We start from the raw sequence: 19,177 nt of genomic DNA, 5'->3' as shown, positions 1-19,177 counted from the left end.
AAGGTATTTTCCGGCATTTGATTAGGTGGGGATTACAAGCTTGGTAGTAACAGCTCTGGCATCAGTGAGTTGTAGGTTGCCTCTTTAAGCAGTTGGTTCGCTTTTTCAATGTCCGGTGCGAAGTACCTGTCTTTATCATAGAAGCTAACACGCTCACGAAGCTGAGCCTTAGCCTGCTCGATACGCTCAGAACTCTTGTTAGGGGTTCTGAAATCCAGTCCTTGCGCAGCAGCTAGAAGTTCTACGGCCAGGATGCCACGGGTATTTTCTGCCATATCGGCCAGACGTCGACCCGCAAAGGTCGCCATCGAGACGTGGTCTTCCTGATTGGCTGACGTTGGCAGGCTATCAACAGAAGCGGGGTGGGCTAGTGTTTTGTTTTCGCTAGCGAGAGCTGCCGAGGTTACCTGAGCAATCATAAAACCGGAGTTCACGCCGCCGTTGTCGACTAAGAAAGGAGGCAGTTTACTCAGGGCGCTGTCGATTAGCAGGGCCATCCTACGCTCGGACAGGCTACCAATTTCAGCAATCGCCAATGCCAGATTGTCAGCGGCCATGGCGACAGGCTCGGCATGGAAGTTCCCGCCTGAAATGATGTCGTCATCGTCGGCAAATACCAGCGGGTTATCCGAGACCGCATTGGCTTCAACTTCCAGAATGTCGGCAGCGTGGCGGATCTGCTGTAGGCAGGCCCCCATTACCTGAGGTTGGCAGCGAAGAGAATATGGGTCTTGTACTTTTTCGCACTGCTGATGCGACAGGCCAATCTCGCTATCTTTGCTCAACATATGTCGATAAGCCGTTGCGGCATCAATCTGTCCGCGATGACCACGCACACGGTGAATGCGTGGATCAAATGGACGACGGCTACCAAGAGCTGCATCCACAGACATCGCACCACAAACTGTGCCCGATGCATAAAGATCTTCTGCAGCAAACAGTCCCTCAAGGGCAAAGGCCGTAGAAGCCTGGGTACCGTTAAGCAAGGCTAAGCCTTCTTTCGGTGCCAGTGTAATAGGCTCGAGACCGGCGATTTTCAGTGCTTCTTCACCAGAGATCACCTTGCCCTCGAAGCGTGCCTGACCTTCGCCAAGCAGTACTGTGCTCATATGGGCGAGGGGAGCCAAATCACCTGACGCACCCACTGATCCTTTTTTCGGAATACACGGATAAACTTCAGAGTTCACCAACTTCATCAGCGCATTGACCACCAGAGGACGAATACCTGAATAGCCACGAGAAAGGCTATTGATTTTCAGAGTCATCATCAGACGAACTGTTGCGTCATCCATGAATTCGCCGATGCCGGCAGCATGTGAGAGAACGATGCTGCGCTGAAGAGTCTCGAGATCTTCGACGGCAATACGGGTGTTGGCGAGTAGCCCGAATCCCGTGTTGATACCGTAGACCACACGATCTTCGGCGATGATTTGCTCAACGGCCTGAGTACTTGCCTGCATACCTTCCAGTGCTGACTCATGCAGAGACAGCTCGACAGGTTGACGGCTGATCTCGCGGAGTTGCTTCAGTGATAGCGTTCCCGGCTTGATTTCTAAATGGTACATACAACTTCCTTCTTGCTACCGTTGATTACTTTGATACTGACGGGGTGGTGATCATTGGCAAGTCAAGTCCTTGCTCTTTTGCACAGTTAATGGCGATGTCATAGCCTGCATCAGCATGACGCATTACCCCGGTAGCCGGGTCATTGCGGAGCACACGACCAACGCGTTCGGCTGCATCGTCACTGCCGTCACAGACGATAACCATGCCGGAGTGCTGCGAGAAGCCCATACCGACACCACCGCCGTGGTGCAGCGATACCCAAGTAGCGCCAGAAGCGGTATTCAGCAGGGCATTCAGTAGCGGCCAGTCCGATACGGCATCGGAACCATCCATCATGCCTTCGGTTTCGCGGTTAGGGCTGGCAACCGAACCAGAATCCAAGTGGTCGCGTCCAATAACAATTGGCGCTTTCAGCTCGCCGTTCTTAACCATTTCGTTAAACGCTTTACCCAGACGAGCACGGTCTTTCAGGCCAACCCAGCAGATACGAGCCGGTAGTCCCTGGAACTGAATACGCTCACGGGCCATGTCGAGCCAGTTGTGCAGGTGAGGATTATCCGGGATAAGCTCTTTCACTTTCTGATCGGTTTTGTAAATATCTTCCGGATCGCCAGACAGGGCAGCCCAGCGGAATGGTCCGACACCTTCGCAGAACAGCGGACGGATATATGCAGGTACGAAGCCCGGGAAATCAAAGGCATTCTCAACCCCTTCCTCAAATGCCATCTGGCGGATGTTATTTCCGTAATCGACTGTTGCTGATCCGGCCTTCTGCAGATCCAGCATCGCCTGTACCTGGATTGCCATTGACTGCTTGGCGGCTTTGACAACTGCGGCTTCGTCTTTGGTTCGCATTTCGACAGCGTATTCCATGCTCCAGCCTTTCGGCAGGTAGCCGTTCAGAGGGTCATGCGCCGAGGTCTGGTCAGTGGTGGCATCAGGAACAATACCGCGCTCAACTAGCTCCGGATAGACATCTGCCGCGTTTGCCAGCAGGCCAACGGAAACCGGTTTGCCGGTTTGTTTCGACTCTTCAATAATTGCCAGTGCTTCATCCAGGCTGGTTGCCTTGCAATCGACATAGCCGGTGCGTAGACGATAGTCGATACGTGATTCATCGCATTCGACAGCCAGCATAGAGAATCCAGCCATTGTCGCTGCCAGCGGCTGAGCACCACCCATACCGCCAAGACCACCGGTTAAGATCCAACGGCCTTTGGCATCACCGTTGAAGTGCTGTCGCGCCATGGCAACGAATGTTTCGTACGTGCCCTGAACAATGCCTTGAGAGCCGATATAGATCCAGCTTCCCGCTGTCATCTGGCCGTACATCATCAGGCCTTCTTTATCGAGCTCGTTAAAGTGCTCCCAGTTCGCCCAGTGTGGCACCAAGTTTGAGTTGGCGATCAATACACGCGGCGCATTGCTATGGGTTTTGAATACCCCAACAGGCTTACCGGACTGAACCAGTAAGGTCTCGTCATCTTCCAGACGCTGCAATACTTCAACAATCTTGTCATAGCATTCCCAGTTACGGGCCGCACGACCGATGCCACCATATACGACTAGCGCGTGAGGGTGCTCGGCAACATCCGGATGCAGGTTATTCATCAGCATCCTTAGCGGGGCTTCTGTTAACCATGACTTGGCGTTTAGTTGTGTCCCTGTAGGGGCTTTAATTGTTCTGGTTTCATCTAAACGTGGGTTTGATTGTTGTTGAGACGTAGATTGCGTCATTTGGCTCTCCTTGCAGTACCGATTCAGTTAGCGAATGGCACGGGCGATTGTCCAGGCTAACCTTGCGGCTAACCGTGCTGTTTGGTTATCGATATCGAAACGAGGGTTATACTCGGCAAGATCAGCAACCAGGATTTTGGATTCACCATCCTGATTTTTGGCTGCAAGGATCGGCTCAAGCAGTAACTCGACGATATCAAAGGGAACACCGCGCGCGGCAGGTGCGCTAACACCAGGTGCGACAGCAGCGGGGAATACATCTAGATCAATGGTGAGGTAGAGGTAGTCACATTGATCGATAAATTTCTTAAGCTCAGCGACTGTTTGCTCGATATGCTGATGCGTCAGCTCGGTGTCATCTTTATAGAGCACACCGAGGCGATCGGCTTTGGCATAAAGCGCCTGAGTATTGCCTGCACGGCTCAGGCCAAGGCAGGCGTATTTAAACGGCCAGTTTTGGAGCTGACAAAAACGGGCTGCCTGATGAAACGGGGTGCCTGAGCTACCCATTTCAGACTGTTGTCCGGCTGGCGGGTTCCTGAGATCAAAGTGGGCGTCGAAGTTGATGATCCCCACTGTTGGCGCAGGCTTCACCGTTTGTTCTTCTATAGCCGGCTCGTCTTCCGGATTCGCGACGTATTGTTTCTGAACTAGGTAGCTACCTATACCTTGGAAAGTTCCCCATGCGACTTCATGACCGCCACCAAACACGATAACTTTATGGCGCTGTCGCAGTGCTCTGCTGACATCTTCGCCCAAACGGTGCTGCGCCAGTTCTAGGTTGCCATCGTTACAGTTAATATCGCCGCCGTCATAGACAGGTCCGGTATGATGCCAGGCCAGGTTTGCCAGCGCTTTTCGAATTGCCACCGGCGCTCCGTAAGCCCCTGTGCGGCCTTTGTTGCGGGAGACACCTTCATCGCAGGCAAAACCTAGTATCATGATCCCTTCTTCGTTTGCCTGATCTGCCGGCTGTAATTTCTGGTGCCAGCGCAGGCCCAGTTCGCCATCTTCAGGATCTGTACGACCCTGCCACGGACTCATATCAATTGGCATTTTGCTTTTCTCCATTTGATGGAAAGAGGTGGCCGTCTATCACACGAGCGACAAGATCCGGCACACCAAGGCGGTATGACAGCTCTGCCGGTGTTTCGATATTCCAGATGGCAAGATCGGCGTCCATACCAACAGCGATTTGCCCACGGGTCTCCTGCAGCCCCAAAGCCTGAGCTGCATTGCAGGTGACGCCACGTAGACACTCCTCCGGGGTCAGCCGAAAGAGGGTGCAGCCCATATTCATCATTGTGCGAAGTGATGCTATCGGGGAGGTGCCGGGGTTAAAGTCGGTGGCGATAGCCATAGGCACATTTTTCTGGCGCAATTGTTCGATAGGTGGATATTGCGTCTCGCGCAAGAAGTAAAAGGCGCCTGGCAACAGGGTGGCAACCGTATTGTTGGCTGCTAGTGCTGTCACCCCGTCTTCGTCGAGATATTCAATATGGTCAACGGAAGTTGCGCCCATGCCTGCTGCCAGCGCACTGCCACCCAGGTTGGAAAGCTGCTCAGTATGTCCTTTTATGTTCAGGCCGTGTGCTTTAGCAGCAGTGAACACACGCTGGCTTTGTTCGGTGCTAAAGCCAATTCCTTCACAGAAGACATCGACGGCATCAGCGAGTTTTTCTTTGGCTGCTGCCGGGATGATTTCCTGACAGACAAAGTCGATGTAATCGTCACTTCTGCCGTTGTATTCCGGTGGCAGTGCATGGGCCGCAAGAAGCGTCGTGGTGACTTTGATATCCGTCATTTCGCCGATACGGCGCGCAACACGCAACATTTTCAGTTCATCGTCTAATGTCAGGCCGTATCCGGATTTGATTTCGACGGTCGTAACGCCGTCTTGCTTCAGGCCATTGAGACGCTGCACTGCTAGGTCATACAGTTCGTCTTCCGATGCGTCGCGGGTTGCCTTTACTGTAGACAGAATACCGCCGCCGGCTTTGGCTATTGCTTCGTAAGGAACACCGTTCAGTCGCTGCTCGAATTCGTTGGCCCGGTTGCCGGCGAAAATCAGGTGAGTATGACAATCGATCAATCCCGGAGTGATGAGTGCGCCATGACAGTCGATAACATCAGGGTGGCCATGCAAATCTTCATGGTCAGCATGACCGGCAAACATGATTTTGCCTTCTCGGATGCCAATCATGCCGTTCTCTATGATTTGGTAACCAGCTTCTGGCTGCATGGTGACCATTTTTAGATTCGTCAGTACTCGATCCATGGACGTTTATCTTCAAGGTTGATTATGTATATACAAATAAATAGACAATTATTGAGATAAACTCAAGATGGTATGTAAAGAAAATGTGATCGGAATTGTAATTATTGGCTGACAGTGAGTAAAAAACTGGTGATTGATCGGGAAAGACGTACTTCTCTTTGATGAGGTATTGTATAGCAGTGGTGAAGAGGAGGAGTAAGCTGAGAGTTCTTTGTTTTCGTTGTCCTACTAGCGTAGGAAATCAGCTAGGTACTTGATAATAAACTATTAAGTGCCTAGCTTGACATTGCGCGAGGCTGTCAGTGTTAAACCTGACTTCTCGAGCTGAGTTTATACTTGTCTCCCGGATGATAGAGAAGCGCGGTGCTGATCAGGTTCTTATCACTCCAGGTTCGGCGGTTTAGCAGCAGGCACGGCGCACCCGAAGCCATCATCAACAGATCCGATACGCGCTTGGCCGGCAAAATGGCTTCGACAGTATGCTCAATGTCGCTCAGCGGACAGGTTTGCACTAGGTATTCGTTAGGGGTCTGCTGCGTAAAATCTTGCTCTATGTAATCGGGGGCAAAGTCGGGGTTTACCCAGCGTTCTTCGAGCTGAATTGGGGTGTCATTTTCATAGTGGACTATCTGAGTGAAGTAGACACTGGTTCCGTGACGAACACCGAGCCACAGAGCAATGTCATCATTGGCTTCTACTGTCGTTTGGTTAATCACCTTGTTGGCATAATCATGGCCACGATTCTTTACTTCTGCAGCTATATTGCGAATTTCCATCAGTGGCGACTCGGCTTTTTTCTGGCAGACAAACGTGCCGAGCCGAGGGGTTCGCTCCAGAAAACCGTCTTTAACCAAGTCGCGAATCGCTTTGTTTGCGGTCATACGACTGACGGAGAACTGCTCCGAGAGCTCAATTTCTGTTGGGATCTTGTAACCAGGTGGCCAACTGCGAGATTGAATCTTGTCGTTGAGGTATTTTTTTATTTGAAGGTATCGCGGTGACTGAGCCATTGCTGTCATTCCATAATTGCCTATACAAATGAAAGCAATTTTTCCGCTGTATTTCAAGTTTGTTCTGATCAGGAGCAGAAATAATCTACTAGAAGTGGGGGAGGAGCTTGCTGTTGTGATAGTAAAGGTAAGTTAATAGGGGAGCTGCGCCCAAGGGCAGGTGCAACTCCCTATATATACCCAAGCCACCTCAAGATGCAGGATTCAGAGTGAGACCAGCGAGCTCAGTTCAAGGAAAATGACGGTAGGAATGGTATTCCCTTTCAACGTTATTTGACACAGAAATGGGTTCGCTGGCTCACTCCCAAAGGGCGATTTTACTTGGCTTCTATGCGTTGTTACCGATTATTAATTTAGAGCCACTAGATTTTCTAATCGGTGCCTAGCCTACAAGCCAAGTAATTCTCGCTGAAACGAGCATCTTGAGGTTGCTTGGGTATAGTGCTAAGAAAGCAATAGTTAGAAGTGGTAGGCGACGGTTGCACCGACTACCCATTGGTTCGCGCTGTCTACAATCGGTGAGTCTGAGATCTTAGAGCCCAGACGGGTATAGGCTGTGCTTTGAGTAATGTCGATACTGTCTGTTACAGGAACCACAAGCTTATATCCGACATTGAAGGCAAAGTCGCTATCACCTTTGTACGCTTTGCGTGATGAGGTCGCCTCTGAGGCTTTAACGCCATAGTAATAGTCGACAAAGTCTTTGCTAAGGTAGCTCACACCTGCAAACGGTACGAAGTCGGCAACACCGAGGTTCATTACGTGGAAGTACTTGGCACCGCCAATAAATCCTTTATAGGCCCCGGTAACATCGTGTTGTAAGAATGTGGAGACGGTTCCCAGCCCAAGATGGAAGTCAGCGTTAAGGCCAAGATCGCCGCTCATCTTACGGTCCTTCATTCCTTTCAATACGTCAGCATCATCAGCGTCATATCCGGTACCACCTGCTGTAAAATAAGCACTTATATTGAGCAGGTCGTTGTCAGTACCAATAAAGCGGTAGTTAATACCGCTGAGATCAATGTTGAAATCTTCACCGTGATAACCACCGTTTAGTACTACGGCTGTTGTTTTATCCTGGCCTTTGTATAGTTCGCTGTCGGTAACAACGCCTGCCTCTACAAAGCCTGCTCCTTCGTTGGTGTAAATATTACCATTGCGGATATAGGTGTCTCCTGCAAATGCCTGGGAGGATAGAAGTGACGCGGCGATGAACAGTGTTAGCTTTTTCATGGTTGAATTCCGTCTATGAGTTTGAATTGTTGTCATTAATTAAGATGTGAACACTGTACAAAATGGGTTTGGTATCGGCTATCCAAGGATTGTCCGGAAATGTCACGGCTTATTACAATCGAGTACAAAACTGCTTTTAATGTCGTGTGAGAGGCAGCTTGGATATAAAACAATTAAATTTGTCAGGGCCTTTGCAATCAGTCACAACCGTTTGATATAGTTCCACCTTCGTTTCTGTTCTCTGTACTGCTCAGTATTGCGGGACTGGCTCAGAAGCTTTTACTCATTCATCTAAGCTTTCCAAAGCTTATATATATTCAACATGTGCTACTTGGTGTGTGGCACCACTGTGAAAGGACATATTCATGCCTGTAATTACTCTTCCTGACGGCAGTCAGCGTCAATTTGACAACCCAGTTTCTACTTTTGAAGTCGCGCAATCGATCGGTCCAGGTCTTGCGAAGGCGACCATTGCTGGTCGCGTTAATGGTAACCGCGTCGATGCGTGTGACCTTATCGAAGAAGATGCCAGCCTTGAAATTATCACGGCTAAAGACGAAGTCGACGGTCTGGAGATCGTTCGCCACTCTTGTGCCCACCTTCTTGGCCACGCGCTGAAGCAGCTTTACCCGCAAGCGAAAATGGCGATTGGTCCAACCATCGACAACGGCTTCTACTACGACATTGACCTTGACGAGTCACTTACGCAAGAAGATCTTGAAAAGATTGAAAAGCGTATGAAAGAACTGGCGAAGACCAAATACCAAGTTATCAAGAAAAAGGTAAGCTGGCAGGAAGCACGTGATACGTTTGAATCACGTGAAGAACCGTACAAAGTGGAAATCCTTGACGAGAACGTTTCTCGTGATGATCGTCCTGGCCTGTACCACCACGAAGAATACATCGATATGTGTCGTGGTCCGCACGTACCGCACATGGGCTTCTGTCAGCACTTTACCCTGCTGAACGTTGCTGGTGCATACTGGCGTGGTGACAGCGACAACAAGATGCTTCAGCGTATCTACGGTACTGCTTTCCATGATAAGAAAGCACTGAAGGCGCACCTGACTCGCCTGGAAGAAGCCGCAAAGCGTGACCACCGTAAAATCGGTAAGCAGCTTGATCTTTTCCACATGCAGCAAGAAGCGCCGGGTATGGTGTTCTGGCACCACAATGGTTGGTCAATCTTCCGTGATCTGGAAGTATTCATTCGCGAGAAGCTAACTGAGTACGGTTACCAGGAAGTTAAGGGTCCTCTGATGATGGACCGCGTGCTTTGGGAACGTTCTGGCCACTGGGACAAGTATGCAGAAGCAATGTTCACAACCTCTTCAGAGAACCGTGAGTACGCTATCAAGCCGATGAACTGCCCAGGTCATGTTCAGATCTTTAACCAAGGCCTGAAGTCTTACCGTGATCTGCCATTGCGTATGGCCGAGTTTGGTTCATGTCACCGTAACGAGCCATCTGGTGCACTGCACGGCATTATGCGTGTGCGTGGCTTTACTCAGGATGATGCACACGTCTTCTGTACAGAAGCTCAGGTACAAGAAGAAGTTACATCTTGTATTAAAATGGTTTATGATACTTATCAGACATTTGGCTTTGACAACATTGTTGTTAAGCTGTCTACACGCCCTGAAAAGCGTGTAGGTTCTGATGAAATGTGGGATAAAGCAGAGTCTGACCTGACGCTTGCTCTTGAATCAATGGAAATTCCTTTTGAAATTCAAGAAGGCGAAGGTGCATTCTACGGTCCTAAGATCGAGTTTACCCTGCATGACTGCCTAGATCGTGCTTGGCAGTGTGGTACCGTTCAGCTAGACTTTGCTCTGCCTGAGCGTCTTGGTGCAACATACGTGGGTGAAGACAACGAGCGTCACACTCCGGTTATGATTCACCGTGCTATTCTTGGTTCACTAGAGCGTTTCATCGGTATTCTGATTGAAGAATACGCAGGCTTCTTCCCGACTTGGTTGGCGCCTCAACAAGCTGTTGTGATGAATATTACTGACAGTCAGTCAGAATATGTACAAGAAGTAGTAGAAAAACTGCAAAAAAGTGGAATTAGAGTCAATGCGGACTTGAGAAATGAGAAGATTGGCTTTAAAATTCGCGAACATACTTTGAAGCGAGTGCCTTACATGCTCGTTTGCGGCGACAAAGAAGTCGAAGCAGGTGAGATTGCAGTTCGTACTCGCAAGGGTAAAGATTTGGGTAAATTTAAGATTGATGATCTTGTTGCATTCTTGCAGCAAGAAATTAGCAGTCGCAAGCTCAATATTTTGGAGGAATAAGGTATTAAAGGCGGAAGAAGAACACAAGCACCAGTTAAGCAAAACGCACATCGTTTGAATGGTGAAATTCGCGGCGTACGTGAAGTACGTTTAACTGGTCTTGACGGCGAGTCAGTCGGTGTTGTTTCTATTGAAGAAGCAATGAATATTGCTCATGAAGCTGGAGTAGATCTAGTTGAAATCAGCCCTAATGCCGAGCCACCAGTCTGTCGTGTGATGGACTATGGCAAGTACCTGTTCGAAAAGAGCAAGGCTGCTAAAGAGCAAAAGAAAAAGCAGAAACAAATCCAGGTTAAGGAAGTTAAATTCCGTCCTGGTACAGACGAAGGCGATTATCAGGTAAAACTGCGCAACCTGACTCGCTTTTTAGAAGAGGGCAACAAGGGTAAGGTCACACTGCGTTTTCGCGGTCGTGAAATGGCCCACCAGAGTCTGGGTATTGACCTTCTAAATCGTATTAAGGAAGAGCTAGCTGACCTAGCGGTTGTAGAGAGCTTCCCTAATCGAGTTGAAGGTCGTCAAATGACGATGATGCTTGCCCCAAAGAAGAAGTAATTACGGCATTCAAGTAGCACAAAGCGCTGCTTAATCGCAGCGCTTTTTGTTCGCCTGATTACTATGTTATTAACTATCAACAATGCGGAGTCTCATCATGCCTAAGATGAAATCCAACAAAGGTGCTGCTAAGCGTTTCAAGAAAACTGCTGGTGGCTTTAAGTTTAAGCACGCGACTAAGCGTCACATCCTTACTAAACGTACTACTAAGAACAAGCGTCAGCTTCGTCCAAATGCGATTCTTCCAGCATGTGAAGTTGCAGCAGTTGCACGTATGCTTCCGTTCGCTTAATAGTTTTTAGTTTTATATTTTAATTTAGTTAGGAGTCTCCTATGCCTCGCGTAAAACGTGGTGTACAAGCACGTGCACGTCACAAGAAAGTTCTTAAACAAGCTAAAGGTTACTACGGTGCACGTTCACGTGTTTACCGCGTAGCTTTCCAAGCAGTAACTAAAGCTGGTCAGTACGCTTACCGTGACCGTCGCAACAAGAAACGTACTTTCCGTCAACTATGGATTGCACGTATCAACGCTGCTGCTCGTCAGAACGGTATGTCTTACAGCCGCTTCATCAACGGTCTTAAGAAAGCATCTATCGAGATCGATCGTAAGATCCTTGCTGACATCGCTGTATTCGACAAAGCTACTTTCACAGTACTAGTTGAAAAAGCAAAAGCTGCACTGTAATTTCAGTCCAGTTTGATGTGAAAAGGAGAGCTTCGGCTCTCCTTTTTTCTTTTTTGGCTTTCCTATTGCTTCACCTCTCTTCTTCGTGTTGCCTTTAAGCTCTACTCTCTACTCTCTACTCTCTACTCTCTACTCTCTACTCTCTACTCTCGTATTGATGCCTGTCACCTTGATAGGGCAAAAAATGTATTGCTGTTGGTGTAACTGGGATTTCTCTCGAGACTTTTTAGAGTTTTCAGCCCCCATATTTGGAATTTTATAAATATCTGCTTGGTTTGATATGTGGTGTAAATATCTGAATTATTTACCAATTAATCATTAATCAAGAGGACGATAAATTGAAATCAATAGGGCATGTATCGCTAGCTGCTGCGATGTTGTTTTCTATCCCGGCGGTGGCTGATAACGGGAATACTATTACGCCGAAAAATGAACCTCGTATTGTGGGTGGCAAGCCTGCCAATGCGGCAGATTGGGGGTTCTATACGCAAATTGTGAGTAGATATAGTAACCGTTCCTACTGTGGAGCGAGTTACCTGGGAGATGGCTATGTGCTTACGGCGGCCCACTGTGTAGATGGTGATGCTCCGAATCAGATCGCCGTCAAGGTAGGAGGGATGAAATATAATGGAACAGATGGCCAAAGAGTTAATGTATCTAATATTTATATCCATCCGAACTTCAACTCGCGCAATCTGGACAATGACATCGCTGTATTGAAACTCGACCGTATACCCGTCGGTGCACAAACGGTTGAGATTGCACAGGGTTCGCTGACTCAGTATGCAGGTGTGGGTGACTGGTTAACGGTTGCCGGGCTTGGTCGCACTCAGGAAGGCGGAAGTTCGCCATCCGTTCTGATGGAGGTGGATGTGCCTTTGGTGTCGGATGCGACATGTCGTACTGCCGGGGGCAGCTATACCAATGTTGGTGCAGTTTCATTTTGTGCCGGGTTGCCTCAGGGGGGCAAAGACTCCTGTCAGGGTGACAGTGGTGGTCCTATTGTTGTTAATCGCTCAGGAACCATAACTCAGTTGGGAGTGGTCAGTTGGGGGATTGGGTGTGCAAGACCGGGCAAATATGGCGTCTATAGTGATATTGCGGCTTTGCGAAGCTGGGTAGATAGCGTCATTGCCAGTCCGTCAGGTAACATTTCTGTCGGGTATACCAAGCAGCAGACACTGGCCGGATTTAAGGTTGGAGAAATTAAAACTCATACATTTGAGGTGGCCAATACCGGTACAATAGGCTTTACAGTCACCAAAGTTGAACTTGGGTACGGGGGAACTGCCCAGCGCCCTGTGATCAGTCGCGATACGTGTTCCGCCAAAACATTAAATGCTAGTCAGGCTTGCTCGGTTGCGGTTGAGTTCGGCGCCTCTGCGGCAGGAACGGCGACGGTTGCCCTGAATTTCTCAACAGATAAGGCTGCGACAGCTTATACCGCTAACATCAGTGCGGTTGCCACTGATAGTGGAAACCCTGGTACATGCGATGGCGGCTGGGACCCAGTAAAGGTTTACAATACGGGGGACAAGGTGATATGGGCCGGTAAAGTGTGGCAAGCGCAGTGGTGGACTCAGGGCGATAACCCGTCTGATTCGGGACCTTGGGGTGTCTGGCAAGAAGTTGGGCTGTCAAACTGCGGTGCTAAATAATACTTAAGCGAGTAGCTGTACTTTATTCGCGAAGGCTAAGCTTTAAGCCGAGCACTGATTTTTCATAATGAAGAGTCAGTGCTCGGCAATATAGGCTAGCTCGTTATAGGGCCGTTTTTCAGTAACTTTCGCCCATCTGTTTTTGGGATTCAATACGAGGGGAATAAGCTAACCTCTGAATCGCGAGGGTGACTCCAACAGAGATAATAATCAGAACGCTGAAGGTAACTAACGGACTAGAGAGTACAGCAAGATATGGGTTTATATCCATTTGATAAACCCCCAGCAGCATATTTAACAACCCTGTCATAGAAAGTGCTAACCAGTAGCCGGAAACAACGATGGCAACGGCAATATGTTTGTAGGCAGGCACTGTCATTTGCTTACTCCCTGGGGTAAGCCAGCGAAGAAAAGCATAATAGCTGATGCAGCAGACAAGTATAGCTTTGGCGATCGTCATTGGGTTACTGATGTCAAATAAACTGCCGTTCTGCCCGTCTTGCGCATAGAAAAATAATAGCCAGAAAGCGCTGAGTACCATAGCTGACTCGCGGTAAGCCCCGAGTACCTGCTTGCCAAAACAGCGTTGGAATAGCTTCCTGATTGAAAAGTACAATATCAGGTTGACGGTAAAAGCGGCAGGTACAAGCAGCACTTGCAGTGCCAGGTTATTACTCAGTGCGGCGTTAATCTCAGGGTTAGAATAAGCCCCCATGTGGAAAAACAATGACATTACCGTGATGTTGAGTACGCCGTGATTTAAGTAAATCTCGCCACTATGTTCACCGCCCTTTGCAAATAGCGAAGGTTTGTCTGTTCTTGGCAGCGTCAGTGCCAGGGCAACAAATGATAGCGTCACAGGTATTGTCATTAAATAATAGTCGGCAAGGATACCGCCATGGCCTTTGACTAACCACAAGCCTTCTGCGACTGATAGCCCGGAAAAAATCATAACGCCAACCAGGTACACCGGCCATGGCATTTTTTTAAAGAGACTAACGGCATTTACTTTGGCCAGCTGATAGCCAAAGGTGACATAGAACAGGCCGAAGAAGAGGGGATCTCGGGAGTTAACAAAGAAGGTGTTTGTTTCCGGGTTGAAGAGCTCAAATGGCAATAGAGGTTGGTAGGACTGCCCGCTGAGGCCAACAAGGTGGAGGGCAAAGGCAACCGCAAACAATATGGTGCCGGCTTTGCATTTGTTGGCAATGAACTGAATGAATACCGCGAACGTCAAGGCCGGTATAAACCACATAATTTGCGAGCCTAAAGTGCCGTGGTAGAACGCCTCAAAGAATAATGCCTGGGTAAATTCGGCCGGATGCCAGAACCTGTATATGATTCCGGTAATTAGGACATAAATCAGGGTCCAGCTAATATACATCCTGATGAGTTTTGCCAGATACCGCCAGGTGTAGCGGTTGGTATCAGCCATGCTTTGGAAATAATACAAGTAACCTGCGACAGCAAAGAAAAATGGTACGGCGAAGCGGGCAACTATATTAAGACTGATATGAATGGCATTTTCTTCTTCGCCACCATAGGCATAAAATATCGGATAATGAATAACGAATATTGCCAACATAGCCAGTAACTTCAGGCTATCAAATGCGTGCACTCTTTTCATTTAAGCTTTCACTCTACAACTGAATAAGCAAATGTGTTCATACTGGGGCATCATTCGTATCTTGATAACTATATTCAAGTACTATCGTAGAGTTACACCTTTTTTCATGGCACCACGCGATTGATTACTTATTTATGAAAGTGTTATACCACTAAGAACCAAAGCGGCATTAATTTTGTTCAATTCCCTCTTTTTATTGCGATTCAATTTGGATTTAGACGCATGTTTCTTTAGTATGTATCGTTACGCGAATTTATATCTCCCTTAAGGACGCCACCTGTGGGTGGATGAGGAAACGATGCAACATCTAGACGAGATTATTGCCAACGCAACGGCAGCTATTGAGCAGGCTGAATCACTAGTCGCTCTGGACGAAGTCCGTGTCCAGTATCTGGGCAAGAAGGGCGAACTAACCCTTCAACTACAGAGCTTGGGTAAACTTCCACCGGAAGAACGCCGCGAAGCTGGTCAGAACATCAACAAAGCTAAGCAGGCTGTTCAGCAGGCGATTTCTGCTCGTAAAGAAGCACTACAGCGTGCTGAGCTGGAAGCAAAACTGGCTGCAGAAACTATCGATGTGACTCTGCCTGGTCGCCGTATCGAGAATGGTGGTCTGCACCCTGTTACTCGTACTGTTGAACGTATTGAGCAGTTCTTTGGTGAACTTGGCTTCAACGTTGAGGCAGGCCCTGAGATTGAAGATGCATTCCATAACTTTGATGCCCTGAATATCGCAGAAGATCACCCGGCGCGTACGGATCATGATACTTTCTTCTTTAACCCTGATCTTATGTTGCGTACCCATACATCGGGTGTTCAGATCCGTACAATGGAAAACGGTAAGCCGCCATTCCGTTTTATCGCACCAGGCCGTGTTTACCGTAACGACTATGACCAGACTCATACCCCAATGTTCCACCAGGTGGAAGGTATGCTGGTTGACGAGAACGTAAACTTCGCTCAGCTGAAAGGCATTCTGCATGACTTCCTGTGTAACTTCTTCGAAGAAGAAGTGGAAGTGCGTTTCCGTCCGTCATATTTCCCGTTCACTGAGCCTTCTGCAGAAGTAGACGTTAAAGGCAAGAACGGTAAATGGCTTGAGGTTCTGGGCTGCGGTATGGTTCACCCGAACGTACTGCGCAGCGTAGGCATTGACCCTGAGAAATACTCTGGTTTCGCATTTGGTATGGGTGTAGAGCGCCTGACCATGCTTCGTTATGGCGTAAACGATCTGCGTGCGTTCTTCGAGAACGACCTGCGTTTCCTAAAACAATTCAAGTAATCCAGAGGTTCAAACACTATGAAATTCAGCGAATCATGGCTTCGTGAGTGGGTTAACCCTGCGGTTACTACTGACGAGCTAACTCATCAAATTACTATGGCTGGCCTGGAGGTAGATGACGTTCTGCCTGTGGCTGGCACATTTACCGGCGTTAAAGTGGGTCAGGTTGTCGAGTGCGGCCAGCACCCGGATGCCGACAAACTACGTGTAACCAAAGTTGATGTTGGTGCAGAAGAGCTTCTGGACATCGTTTGTGGTGCGCCGAACTGTCGTCAGGGCCTGAAGGTTGCTGTTGCAACAGTGGGCGCTGTGTTGCCGGGTGATTTCAAAATCAAGAAAGCGAAGCTACGCGGCCAGCCTTCTCACGGTATGTTGTGTTCTTTCACCGAGCTGGGCATTGACGTTGAGTCAGACGGTATCATGGAGCTTGCTGAAGATGCTGTTATCGGTACTGATTTCCGTGAATTCCTAGGCCTTAACGATGTTACCGTTGATGTTGATCTGACTGCAAACCGCGCTGACTGTTTCAGCATCCGTGGTCTTGCACGTGAAGTTGGTGTACTTAACCGTGCTGACGTGGCTGAGCCTCAGTTTGACGTTGTTGCTCCGTCTATTGATGACACCGTATCGATTGAGGTTAAAGAGGGCGCAGCGTGTCCACGTTACCTTGGTCGAGTAGTTCGCAACGTCAACGTAAAAGCTGAAACACCACTTTGGATGCAGGAAAAACTGCGCCGTTGTGGTATCCGCTCAATTGACCCGGTTGTCGATATTACAAACTATGTACTGCTTGAGCAGGGCCAGCCAATGCATGCTTTTGATCTTTCCAAGATCAATGGTGGCATTGTGGTTCGTATGGCAGAGCAGGGCGAGAAGCTGACGCTGCTTGACGGCTCAGAAAATGAGCTAAATGCCGATACGCTGGTTGTTGCCGATCACGACAAAGCACTGGCTATCGCCGGTATCTTCGGTGGTGAACTGTCTGGTGTGATGTCTGGTACAACAGATATCATGCTGGAGTGTGCATTCTTCGCGCCTGACCATATTCGTGGACGTGCGCGTAGCTATGGTCTGCATACTGACTCTTCTATGCGTTTTGAGCGTGGTGTGGATTACGCACTGCAGTACAGCGCAATGGAGCGTGCTACTCAGTTGATCGTTGAAATCTGCGGCGGCGAAGTTGCACCGGTTGTGGCTGTTGAGTCTGAGGCTGATCTTCCTAAGCCAAACACAGTATCACTACGTCGTACTAAGCTGGACAACCTGCTAGGCCACCACATTGCTGATGCTGATGTGGTTGAGATCCTTGAGCGTCTTGGTCTGACGGTTGAAGCGACTGATGCTGGCTGGACTGCAACGGCACCGACATGGCGTTTCGATATTGCTATCGAACAAGACCTGATCGAAGAAGTTGGCCGTATCTACGGTTACGACAACATTCCAAACCAGAACCCTGCTGCAGCACTTAAGATGCACGACCACGTTGAAGCTAAGCTTCCTCTTAAGCGTGTTCGTAACCTGCTTGTGGACCGTGGTTACCAAGAAGCGATCACTTATAGCTTTGTTGAGCCAGAGCAGCAGAAGCTGATCGTTCCTGGTGTTGAGCCGCTAGTCCTGCCTTTCCCGATTTCTGCGGATATGTCTGCAATGCGTCTTGGTCTAATCCAAGGCCTGCTTAACACTGTTGTTCATAACCAGAAGCGTCAGCAACCACGTGTTCGCCTATTCGAATACGGCCTGCGCTTCATCCCGTGTGAATCTGCTGAAAACGGTATGCGCCAAGAGCCTATGCTGGCTGGTGTTATCGCCGGTACGCGTAGCGAAGAGCACTGGGACATCGAAACTAACACTGTTGATTTCTTTGACCTGAAAGGCGATCTGGAAGCTGTTCTTGAGCTATCTGCTAACGAGAAAGCTTACAGCTTCGCAGCCCTTTCTTCTGAAAACAAAGAGCAGCATCCTGCACTTCATCCTGGCCAGTCAGCAGCAATTGTTGTAGACGGCAAAGAAGTGGGTGTGATTGGCACGGTTCACCCAGAGCTTGAGCGTAAGTTTGGTTTGAACGGCCGCACGATCGTATTCGAAATCGAATGGTCTGCGATTGACACTAAAGTGATTCCAGAAGCGGTTGCACTGTCTAAGTTCCCGTCAAACCGTCGTGACATCGCGGTTGTTGTTGATGAAGCAGTGGCTTCTGGCGACATCGTTAACGCTTGTCTGGAAGCTGGTGGTGAGTTCCTGACTGACGCAAAACTGTTTGACGTTTATGTAGGTAAGGGCGTAGAGGAAGGCAAGAAGAGCCTTGCAATTGCCCTTTCACTGCAGTCGGTTGAGCGTACGCTGGAAGAAGCTGACATTGCCGGTGCCGTAGACGGTATCGTTGCAGTATTGGCTGAGCGCTTCGGTGCAAACCTGCGTGACTAACTGATTAACAATCTGTCTTAGATCGGCAATTTTTTGTTATTTAAGTCATTGTTTTATGAAAGCAGCCGTAAAAGGCTGCTTTTTTTTGATCTGTATTCAAAAATATCTAACATTCTGATAGATAGCGCTATTTACTGATTCTTGGTCTTATTTTAGAGAGTTATTCGGTATGCCCCTGATTTAACAGGACTAATTTTGGGGTTATATGATCTCTAAGCACAACCGGGTGCATGGAATTAGCCTTTTCTTGCTATTAAAAATCAATTATTTGATGATAACTTTAATTAAAAAAGTTGGCGGAAATCAGCAAGTTGGCTTAAACTTGTCTCTAGTTAAGGGTGAGCAGTTATTATGCGACATATGGTGCATAGTGATTCGTTGATAAATTGCTCAGTTCTTACGAAACTAATTCGCAGCAGATATACGGGGTATATCTGTACTCCATTCAACATAGTCTTGAGGGAATGATCTATGGCGCTCACAAAAGCCGATTTGGCTGAGAACCTGTTTGAGAATGTTGGATTAAGCAAACGGGACGCCAAGGATACGGTGGAAGTCTTCTTTGAAGAAATCAGAAAAGCTCTTGAAAGTGGCGAGCAGGTGAAACTATCAGGTTTTGGTAATTTCGACCTTCGTGACAAGAATGAGCGACCAGGAAGAAATCCTAAAACGGGTGAAGATATTCCTATTTCAGCCCGCCGTGTTGTTACTTTCCGCCCAGGTCAAAAACTTAAAGCTCGCGTAGAAAGTATCGAAATCGAAAAATAGTAGCTTTAAGCAAGGTAACAAAGAACCCAAGTGAGATGTGTAGACTCACTTGGGT

The 19,177-nt window shown here is 48.4% G+C and carries 15 protein-coding genes; 8 read left to right on the top strand and 7 right to left on the bottom strand.

Annotated elements, in window-relative coordinates; translation table 11 throughout:
* Positions 1-32: 32 nt before the first annotated feature.
* The 6 genes from hutH to ompV form a co-directional block, all read right to left on the bottom strand.
* Positions 33-1,565, bottom strand: a complete 1,533-nt coding sequence (hutH, locus tag L4D19_RS10270) for a histidine ammonia-lyase (protein ID WP_428452379.1) — start codon at positions 1,563-1,565, stop codon at positions 33-35.
* Positions 1,566-1,590: 25 nt separating this feature from the next.
* Positions 1,591-3,303, bottom strand: a complete 1,713-nt coding sequence (gene hutU, locus L4D19_RS10265; protein WP_428452378.1) for a urocanate hydratase — start codon at positions 3,301-3,303, stop codon at positions 1,591-1,593.
* Positions 3,304-3,330: 27 nt separating this feature from the next.
* Positions 3,331-4,359 carry a formimidoylglutamase gene (gene hutG / locus L4D19_RS10260; protein ID WP_428452377.1) on the bottom strand — a complete coding sequence of 343 codons (1,029 nt, stop codon included), beginning with the start codon at positions 4,357-4,359 and terminating at the stop codon, positions 3,331-3,333.
* A complete protein-coding gene (gene hutI / locus L4D19_RS10255; protein WP_428452376.1) occupies positions 4,349-5,581 on the bottom strand; it encodes an imidazolonepropionase in 1,233 nt (410 codons plus the stop codon). Before hutI ends, hutG begins: the two co-directional genes overlap by 11 nt.
* Positions 5,582-5,886: 305 nt before the next feature.
* The gene (hutC, locus tag L4D19_RS10250; protein WP_239411825.1) at positions 5,887-6,591 is read right to left on the bottom strand and encodes a histidine utilization transcriptional repressor HutC; all 705 of its coding nucleotides are present in this window, start codon (positions 6,589-6,591) and stop codon (positions 5,887-5,889) included.
* A 459-nt stretch (positions 6,592-7,050) separates the two neighbouring features.
* Entirely contained in the window at positions 7,051-7,824 is a 774-nt protein-coding gene (ompV, locus tag L4D19_RS10245; protein WP_428452375.1) for an outer membrane protein OmpV, read from the bottom strand.
* 365 nt (positions 7,825-8,189) lie between these two features.
* On the opposite strand from ompV, the gene thrS reads away from it, so the two are divergent.
* The 5 genes from thrS to L4D19_RS10220 all read left to right on the top strand — a co-directional run bounded on the left by thrS (position 8,190) and on the right by L4D19_RS10220 (position 13,021).
* Complete coding sequence (thrS, locus tag L4D19_RS10240) at positions 8,190-10,121, top strand: threonine--tRNA ligase (RefSeq protein WP_075763428.1); 1,932 nt, start codon at positions 8,190-8,192, stop codon at positions 10,119-10,121.
* Positions 10,122-10,124: 3 nt separating this feature from the next.
* A complete protein-coding gene (gene infC / locus L4D19_RS10235) occupies positions 10,125-10,676 on the top strand; it encodes a translation initiation factor IF-3 (protein WP_075763429.1) in 552 nt (183 codons plus the stop codon).
* 97 nt (positions 10,677-10,773) lie between these two features.
* Complete coding sequence (gene rpmI / locus L4D19_RS10230; protein WP_007469870.1) at positions 10,774-10,968, top strand: 50S ribosomal protein L35; 195 nt, start codon at positions 10,774-10,776, stop codon at positions 10,966-10,968.
* Between the two features lie 41 nt (positions 10,969-11,009).
* The gene (rplT, locus tag L4D19_RS10225; RefSeq protein WP_007469869.1) at positions 11,010-11,363 is read left to right on the top strand and encodes a 50S ribosomal protein L20; all 354 of its coding nucleotides are present in this window, start codon (positions 11,010-11,012) and stop codon (positions 11,361-11,363) included.
* A 374-nt stretch (positions 11,364-11,737) separates the two neighbouring features.
* Positions 11,738-13,021: a trypsin-like serine protease gene (locus tag L4D19_RS10220; RefSeq protein WP_428452641.1), complete on the top strand. Its 1,284-nt coding sequence runs from the start codon at positions 11,738-11,740 to the stop codon at positions 13,019-13,021.
* Between the two features lie 118 nt (positions 13,022-13,139).
* Here the strand turns inward: L4D19_RS10220 and L4D19_RS10215 are convergent, their stop codons facing one another.
* Positions 13,140-14,648 (bottom strand): acyltransferase family protein, encoded by a 1,509-nt coding sequence (locus L4D19_RS10215; RefSeq protein ID WP_428452374.1) that lies wholly within the window; start codon positions 14,646-14,648, stop codon positions 13,140-13,142.
* 298 nt (positions 14,649-14,946) lie between these two features.
* On the opposite strand from L4D19_RS10215, the gene pheS reads away from it, so the two are divergent.
* From pheS to ihfA, 3 genes are all read left to right on the top strand, one after another.
* The gene (gene pheS, locus L4D19_RS10210; protein ID WP_160651212.1) at positions 14,947-15,930 is read left to right on the top strand and encodes a phenylalanine--tRNA ligase subunit alpha; all 984 of its coding nucleotides are present in this window, start codon (positions 14,947-14,949) and stop codon (positions 15,928-15,930) included.
* Positions 15,931-15,948: 18 nt separating this feature from the next.
* Complete coding sequence (gene pheT, locus L4D19_RS10205) at positions 15,949-18,354, top strand: phenylalanine--tRNA ligase subunit beta (protein ID WP_428452373.1); 2,406 nt, start codon at positions 15,949-15,951, stop codon at positions 18,352-18,354.
* Positions 18,355-18,825: 471 nt separating this feature from the next.
* Entirely contained in the window at positions 18,826-19,122 is a 297-nt protein-coding gene (gene ihfA, locus L4D19_RS10200) for an integration host factor subunit alpha (protein ID WP_075763434.1), read from the top strand.
* Positions 19,123-19,177: the final 55 nt, after the last annotated feature.

The organism is Photobacterium kasasachensis (assembly GCF_050336885.1).
Lineage (GTDB): Bacteria > Pseudomonadota > Gammaproteobacteria > Enterobacterales > Vibrionaceae > Photobacterium > Photobacterium kasasachensis.
This window is presented reverse-complemented; position numbering and strand designations above follow the sequence as displayed.

What these genes read in the sequence shown, in the direction of transcription:
- hutH (WP_428452379.1), bottom strand. Translation starts at nt 1,565, where the DNA reads ATGTACCATTTAGAAATCAAGCCGGGAACGCTATCACTGAAGCAACTC.
- hutU (WP_428452378.1), bottom strand. Translation starts at nt 3,303, where the DNA reads ATGACGCAATCTACGTCTCAACAACAATCAAACCCACGTTTAGATGAA.
- hutG (WP_428452377.1), bottom strand. Translation starts at nt 4,359, where the DNA reads ATGCCAATTGATATGAGTCCGTGGCAGGGTCGTACAGATCCTGAAGAT.
- hutI (WP_428452376.1), bottom strand. Translation starts at nt 5,581, where the DNA reads ATGGATCGAGTACTGACGAATCTAAAAATGGTCACCATGCAGCCAGAA.
- hutC (WP_239411825.1), bottom strand. Translation starts at nt 6,591, where the DNA reads ATGGCTCAGTCACCGCGATACCTTCAAATAAAAAAATACCTCAACGAC.
- ompV (WP_428452375.1), bottom strand. Translation starts at nt 7,824, where the DNA reads ATGAAAAAGCTAACACTGTTCATCGCCGCGTCACTTCTATCCTCCCAG.
- thrS (WP_075763428.1), top strand. Translation starts at nt 8,190, where the DNA reads ATGCCTGTAATTACTCTTCCTGACGGCAGTCAGCGTCAATTTGACAAC.
- rpmI (WP_007469870.1), top strand. Translation starts at nt 10,774, where the DNA reads ATGCCTAAGATGAAATCCAACAAAGGTGCTGCTAAGCGTTTCAAGAAA.
- rplT (WP_007469869.1), top strand. Translation starts at nt 11,010, where the DNA reads ATGCCTCGCGTAAAACGTGGTGTACAAGCACGTGCACGTCACAAGAAA.
- L4D19_RS10220 (WP_428452641.1), top strand. Translation starts at nt 11,738, where the DNA reads ATGTTGTTTTCTATCCCGGCGGTGGCTGATAACGGGAATACTATTACG.
- L4D19_RS10215 (WP_428452374.1), bottom strand. Translation starts at nt 14,648, where the DNA reads ATGAAAAGAGTGCACGCATTTGATAGCCTGAAGTTACTGGCTATGTTG.
- pheS (WP_160651212.1), top strand. Translation starts at nt 14,947, where the DNA reads ATGCAACATCTAGACGAGATTATTGCCAACGCAACGGCAGCTATTGAG.
- pheT (WP_428452373.1), top strand. Translation starts at nt 15,949, where the DNA reads ATGAAATTCAGCGAATCATGGCTTCGTGAGTGGGTTAACCCTGCGGTT.
- ihfA (WP_075763434.1), top strand. Translation starts at nt 18,826, where the DNA reads ATGGCGCTCACAAAAGCCGATTTGGCTGAGAACCTGTTTGAGAATGTT.